Origin of the sequence: Mycobacterium sp. (assembly GCF_049278535.1) — a bacterium.
Lineage (GTDB): Bacteria > Actinomycetota > Actinomycetes > Mycobacteriales > Mycobacteriaceae > Mycobacterium.
Map to the genome: position 1 here is coordinate 1 of NZ_JBAPMI010000300.1, position 6,299 is coordinate 6,299.

The 6,299-nt window shown below is 62.5% G+C and carries 5 protein-coding genes; 3 read left to right on the forward strand and 2 right to left on the reverse strand.

The annotated features are described in order from the left end of the window. The coding region (locus WAO18_RS19820) for a PfkB family carbohydrate kinase (RefSeq protein WP_422207940.1) at positions 1-145 on the reverse strand (145 nt) is incomplete at its 3' end. A 143-nt stretch (positions 146-288) separates the two neighbouring features. Here WAO18_RS19820 and WAO18_RS19825 point away from each other — a divergent pair. Both WAO18_RS19825 and WAO18_RS19830 read left to right on the forward strand, forming a co-directional pair. Further along, positions 289-2,463 carry an adenylate/guanylate cyclase domain-containing protein gene (locus WAO18_RS19825; RefSeq protein WP_422207936.1) on the forward strand — a complete coding sequence of 725 codons (2,175 nt, stop codon included), beginning with the start codon at positions 289-291 and terminating at the stop codon, positions 2,461-2,463. Continuing rightward, positions 2,460-3,848, forward strand: coding sequence for a mechanosensitive ion channel domain-containing protein (locus WAO18_RS19830; protein ID WP_422207937.1), 1,389 nt, complete (start codon positions 2,460-2,462; stop codon positions 3,846-3,848). The genes WAO18_RS19825 and WAO18_RS19830 overlap by 4 nt, the downstream gene beginning before the upstream one ends. 26 nt (positions 3,849-3,874) lie before the next feature. On the opposite strand, the gene WAO18_RS19835 is transcribed toward WAO18_RS19830, so the two are convergent. Then, the gene (locus WAO18_RS19835; RefSeq protein ID WP_422207938.1) at positions 3,875-5,305 is read right to left on the reverse strand and encodes a hypothetical protein; all 1,431 of its coding nucleotides are present in this window, start codon (positions 5,303-5,305) and stop codon (positions 3,875-3,877) included. 270 nt (positions 5,306-5,575) lie between these two features. Here WAO18_RS19835 and WAO18_RS19840 point away from each other — a divergent pair. After that, positions 5,576-6,299 (forward strand): glutamate-5-semialdehyde dehydrogenase (locus tag WAO18_RS19840; protein WP_422207939.1); only part of this gene is annotated, 724 nt, incomplete at its 3' end.

The following is a 6,299-nucleotide window of genomic DNA, read 5'->3' on the forward strand; positions in this document are numbered from 1 at the left end:
CCGCCGCCACCGCCTGATTGGCGCCCTTGCCGCCCGGCGTCGAGCGCACCGACGCTGCCAACGCCGTCTCGCCCGGGCCCGGTAAGTCGTCGACATCGAACCCGATGTCCATATTCACGCTGCCCACCACGCATACTCGCGTCATTCCGCCGACGTTATGGAGTCGCACTCGGATATACAAACGACGTGTTGATAACGGTTTTCGGCAAATCCGATTTCACTACATCATTCGCGTTACGCTGCTGCGTGATCTGGGCTTTTGCGGCCCGTCAGCGAAAGGAAAGCCGATTGACGGTGCAGAGCTCATCTGATCCGGAACCGGTTCAAACGGCGTCGCCCGCGCCAGCCAGGCGGCGTCGTCCGCGACACCTGTCGCGGTTGAGTCTCCAATCCAAAATCATGTTGATGCTGTTGGTGTCCAGCCTGGCGTCACTGGCGGTTATCGGCGTCGTCGAGTACTTCGATGGCCGTAGCAAACTCCTCCCGGTCGCTGCCGAACGAATGATTCAGCTACGTGAGGGGCAGCGGCGGGCGATCGAAATGTTGTTCGGCGACCTTGCGAACTCACTGGCGGTTTACAGTCGCGGCACAACCGCGGACGAGGCGGTGCAGGCATTCAGCGCAGGATTCGACCAATTGGGCGACGCACCAGTCGATCCCGGCGAACTACAGGCATTGGAGACCTATTACACCAACAAGCTGATCAAGCCGATCCAGAAGACTACGGGCATGAAGCTCGACCTGAGGGCGCTGATGCCCAATAACAACGCGCAGAAATATCTTCAGGTCCGCTACACCCTTCCGGCACACGACTCTAACGCCCCCGAGGACCCAGGTGACGGCAGCGCATGGTCTGCCGCAAATGTCCGATTCCACAAGTACTTTCGCGAGATTGCCACCCGCTTCGAATACCGGGATGCCATGCTGCTCGACACTCGGGGCAACCTGGTTTACAGCGTGAACAAGGGCCCCGCTTTGGGCACCAACATCCTGACCGGTCCGTATCGCGAGTCCAACCTCCGTGGCGCTTACGAAAAAGCGATGAATGCCGACTCGGTTGACTTTGTGTGGATCACCGATTTCGAGCCGTTCCAGCCTGCCGGCGGGGTGCCCATCGCGTGGCTGGTGTCGCCGATCAACACGGGAGGCAAGACGAACGGAGTGCTCGCACTGCCGCTGCCAATCTCGAAGATCAACCGAATAATGACTGCCGACCAGAACTGGAAAGCGGCCGGCATGGGCGATACAGCGGAGACATACCTAGCGGGACCGGACGGGTTGATGCGTTCCGATTCGCGGTTGTTTTTGCAAGAGCCCAAGAAATACGAACGCGACGCCGTGGCCGCGGGCACCCCACCCGATATCGCCGCCAAGGCGATCCGCTGGCACGGCACGACGCTGGTGCAGCCAGTCGATACCGAAGCTTTCCATGCCGCGCAGCGCGGCCGGACCGGAACGATCGTCGACCACGGTTACCTCGGAGACCGCGAGCTCGCGGCCTACGCCCCGGTGTCGATACCCAATTCGGAATTGCGTTGGTCGATCCTGGCAACGCGGGACAGCTCCGAAGCCTATTCCCGCATAGAGTCATTCACCCGAACACTGATCGTGACAACTGCGGCGATGGTGTTCGTGATATGCGTGCTCTCGATGCTGATTGCCCAGGCCTTCGTCGGGCCCATCCGGCGGCTGCGGACCGGCGCGGAAGAGATCAGCGCCGGCAACTACGACGTCACGATTCCGGTCACGACCCGAGACGAGATCGGCGATCTCACCAGTGCTTTCAACGAGATGAGTCGGAATCTCAAGATCAAGGATGGCTTGCTCACCGAACAGCGCAATGAAAACGACCGATTGCTGTTGTCGCTGATGCCCGAGTCCGTAGCGCAGCGCTACCGTGATGGTGAGCAGACCATCGCCCAGGAGCATCAGGACGTGACGGTCATCTTCGCCGACATCATCGGCCTCGATGAGATGTCGAATGTGCTGTCCGGCGATGAGTTGGTCGGGATTGTCGACGAGCTGATGCGCGAGCTTGATTCGGCGGCCGAAGCCCTTGGCGTCGAGCCGATTCGCACCGTGCACAACGGCTACCTCGCCAGCTGTGGACTGAACGTCCCACGGCTGGACAGCGTGCCCCGAACCATCGATTTCGCCTTGGAGATGCTGCGCGTCATCGAACGGTTCAACACCGGAAGGGGCTACCACCTCAGTATTCGGGCCGGCGTCAACACGGGCAACGTGATCAGCGGACTGGTCGGCAGATCCAGCGTCATCTACGACATGTGGGGCGCGGCAGTGAATTTGGCCCACCAGATGCGCAGCGGTACATCGGGTTCCGGAATCTACGTCACCACCGATGTGTACGAGGTGCTGCGCGACATCCGCCAGTTCACCCCGGCCGGAAACCTCGTCGTCGACGGTTCGGAACAGCCGATCTGGCGATTAGCGGAGCGCAAATGAACGCGGTGGATCCGTTGTGGTTGTACTGGGCCGGCGGGTTGGCCCTCGGACTGCCCCTCGTATTGATCTGCCTTACTGAATGGCACAACTTCCTGTCGCGTCGGCACAGCACGTTAGCCGGGCCGGTCAACCTGCTGCGCAATTACATCGTGCCGTTGGCAGCGCTGCTGTTGCTCTTGATCAAGGTGGCGCGGGTCCCCGCCCAGTTCAACTCGGTGCGGGTGCTGGCAACGGTATTCGGCTTCGTGGTGCTGCTCCTGCTGTTGTCCGGCCTGAACGCCACGGTGTTCGAGAGCGCGGCGGAGGGATCGTGGCGCAAGCGGGTGCCGACGATATTCCGCGACGTCACAAGGTTTTTGCTGATTGCGGTCGGTCTTACGTTCATCTTCTCCTACGTCTGGGGCGTGCGGGTAGGCGGCTTGTTCACCGCGCTGGGTGTGACGTCGGTCGTTATCGGCCTCATGCTGCAGAACTCCGTCGGTCAGATCGTGTCCGGCTTGTTCATGTTGTTCGAGCAGCCGTTCCGGATTGGCGACTGGCTTGACACCCCGGCGGCGCGCGGACGCATCGTGGAAGCGAACTGGCGTGCTGTCCACATCCAGACCGGCCACGGATTGCAGATCACGCCGAACTCGGTGCTGGCAGCCACCTCGTTCACGAATCTGAGTCGTCCGCCCGGTGCGCACAAGCTGTCGATCATCACGACATTCTCGGTGGCCGACTCACCCGATCGGGTGCGACGGCTGCTGGTCCGGGTCGCGAGTGCACTGCCGCAACGCAAGACCGAGATCGCGCCGACGGCCACCGCAAGCGGCGCCGGCGAGTATCAGGTCAGCATCGCGCTGAAGTCGCCTGCCGATGACGGCGCCGCGAAAGCGACGTTCCTGCGCTGGATCTGGTATGCAGCACGTCGCGACGAGTTGCACCTGGACGGCGCCACCGATGATTTCTCCACACCGGCGCGAGTGCAAATGGCGATGCGCACCATCGTCGCACCCGCGCTGCGGTTGAGCGTCACCGATCAGCAGTCACTTGTCCCGCACGCGAGAATAGTTCGATACGGAGCCGACGAAGTTGTGCAATACGTCGGCGAAGTGCCAACGGCCATGACGTTTTTGGTCAAGGGCAGTATCCGCCTGACCACGACCGCCGACGACGGCTCGGTCATCCCACTCAGTCTGCTGGACGAAGGTTCGTTCATTGGGCTGACCACCCTCACCCGCCAACCAAGTCTGTCCGACGCATACGCCCTCGAAGAGGTGACCGCGCTGGAGATCGATCGCGAGCACATCGAAGATCTCGTGCTGCGGACCCCACTGCTGCTTCAGGAGCTGGGCCGCATCATCGAGGATCGGCGACGGGACGTCAGGAGCCTCGGGTCGTAAGTGCTTCCGGCTGAGGCGATTTGGAGTCAGAAAAGGTTGGGCGTCAGCTCAGCGAGCAAGTGGGGTATGAAGAACGTGCTGTCGGCGATGTGTGCGGCAAGGTCCGTGGTGGTGGGAATGGTGAAGTCACCCCAGGGCGTCACCAAGGTCTCCGTGATCACGTTCGGGCCGGTCGTCGAGACGAGGTCGGAGTAGATGGTTTCAATGCCATTCGGGTAGATCATCACGTCGAACTCCGAGCCGATCGGCGGTAGATCGCCCGGGTCGATACCTGTGGGACCCGATGCGGCCGTGACCAGAAGTGCCTCGCTGTAACTGCCCCAAAATCCGGTCGTCGTGGACACGTCGGCGTTGAACGTCCCGAGCGAGTGGCCGGCCGCGTCGTTGAGGTCGAATAGCTGGTATCCCTGGACCTCTGAGTTCACCGGCGGGACGCCGTTGACTCCGGAGATCAACTCGTTGCCTACCGGAATGATGGACTCGCCGTTCCACGGGAGCGTGATCGAGTTGACGGTCAGCGCCGAGGTCGCGTCGAACGGGATGGGGATCGTGAACTCGTGGTGCGGGGTCACCAAGGTATCCGAGATGATGTTGCCCGACTCCGAAGGAGTGACCGAATAGATGTTGTAGACCGAACCGTCGCCGAAGAAGTAGAAAACGTTGTAAAGCGAGTCGACCGGCGGTGTGTCGCCGGCGGCACTACCCACGGTGCCCGAGATGTCCTGGGTGACCAGGATTTCCTGGGTGTAATTGAATGCGAGGTCCGACGTGTTGGTTACCAAGCCTTGGAAGGCGCCCAGCGGTTGATCGGTGGCCGCGTCATAAACGTTGAATAGCTGATCTCCCTGGACGGCGATGTCAGCGGGCGGCAACCCGGTCACTGCGGTGATGTTTTCCGAAACCCCGGCGGCGGGGGCCAAGTAGTAGCCGTTGGCGAGCTGCACGGGGGTGGTGTCCACCGTGTTGTCGCCAAGACCCAAGGCCGCATCGAAAAGGGCCGGAAATGTGTAGGTCCCGGACGGGAAAATCAAATTGTGGGTGATCACGTCGCCGTCGGGCGAGGTGAGGTCGGAGTAAATCCGCTCGTAGCCATTTCCGTAGTCGGCGATGTTGATTACCGAGCCGACCGGCGGAGTGTCCCCGGTGGCGGTGCCCACGGTGCCGGTCAGATCCTTGGTGACGAGCAGTAACTGGTTGGCGGCGCCGTACAAGGACGAGTTGGTGCTTTCGTCAGCTTCGAATGTTCCGACTGCCTGGCCGGTTGTCTTGTCAAAGAGCTCGAATACCTGTTGTCCCTGGAGGCTGTTAGCGACCGCGGGAGGCGTCGTGGGCAAGCCGAAAAATCCGGTGATCTCTTCGGGGGAATTCGGCGCCGGAAGGATCTCGTAGGTGTCGGCGTGGGCGAAGCTTGTGGACAGGAACGTGGCAACCAGCAGCCCACCCGCGGCTGCGCCCAAGAGATGGGTAATACGGCGGCGGACCAATGGATGCTCGATTCGGTTGTCGATGCGGACCAGCTAACACTTTAAGCAGGTGAACCGGCCGGGATTTGCTCTGCTGCAGGCATTCCGGTCGGCCAATTGGCCGGGCCAGCTCGAATACCTCGTGCGATTATGCCCGGCGCCCACGGCAGAGGCTAGCTGAGCGCACTGCCGACACGCGGGAACAGGGATGCTCAGCCTAGGGTCGTGTCAACCGGGCGGTAGGAAGCTCGATACCCTGGGTTAATGAGTGTGCATGCGTTCTCGGCCCCCGATGTGCGCCAGCAGGTGCACGACGCGGCGCGCCGGGCCCGGGTCGCGGCTCGCGTACTGGCCTCCTTGCCCACCGTCGCCAAGGATCAGGCCCTCCAGGTCGCAGCGGCGGCGATTGTGGCGAACACCGAGAAGATACTGGCGGCGAACGCCGAAGACCTGCGCGCCGCGCGAGCGGTCGACACCCCGAATTCCATGGTCGACCGGCTGGCGCTGGACCCGACCCGCATCGAAGGGATTGCCGCCGGCCTGCGCCAGGTCGCCGGCCTGCCCGACCCGGTCGGCGAGGTGCTGCGCGGCTACACCCTGCCCAACGGCCTGGCGTTGCGTCAGCAGCGCGTCCCGCTCGGCGTTGTCGGCATTGTCTACGAGGGCCGGCCGAACGTCACCGTCGACGCGTTCGGGTTGGCGCTGAAGTCCGGCAATGCCGCCCTGTTGCGCGGTAGCTCGTCGGCAGCGCACTCCAACGAGTCATTGGTCTCGGTGTTGCGGAACGCGTTGGTCACCGAGGACCTGCCCGCCGACGCCGTGCAACTGATCACTGCGGCCGACCGCTCCTCGGTCACACATCTAATCCAGGCCCGCGGGCTTGTCGACGTGGTGATCCCGCGCGGCGGAGCCGGCCTGATCGACGCCGTCGTCCGCGATTCCCAGGTGCCGACCATCGAAACCGGTGTCGGCAACTGCCACGTATACG

Coding starts and splice junctions, on each gene's coding strand:
- WAO18_RS19830 (WP_422207937.1), top strand. CDS start 2,460: ATGAACGCGGTGGATCCGTTGTGGTTGTACTGGGCCGGCGGGTTGGCC.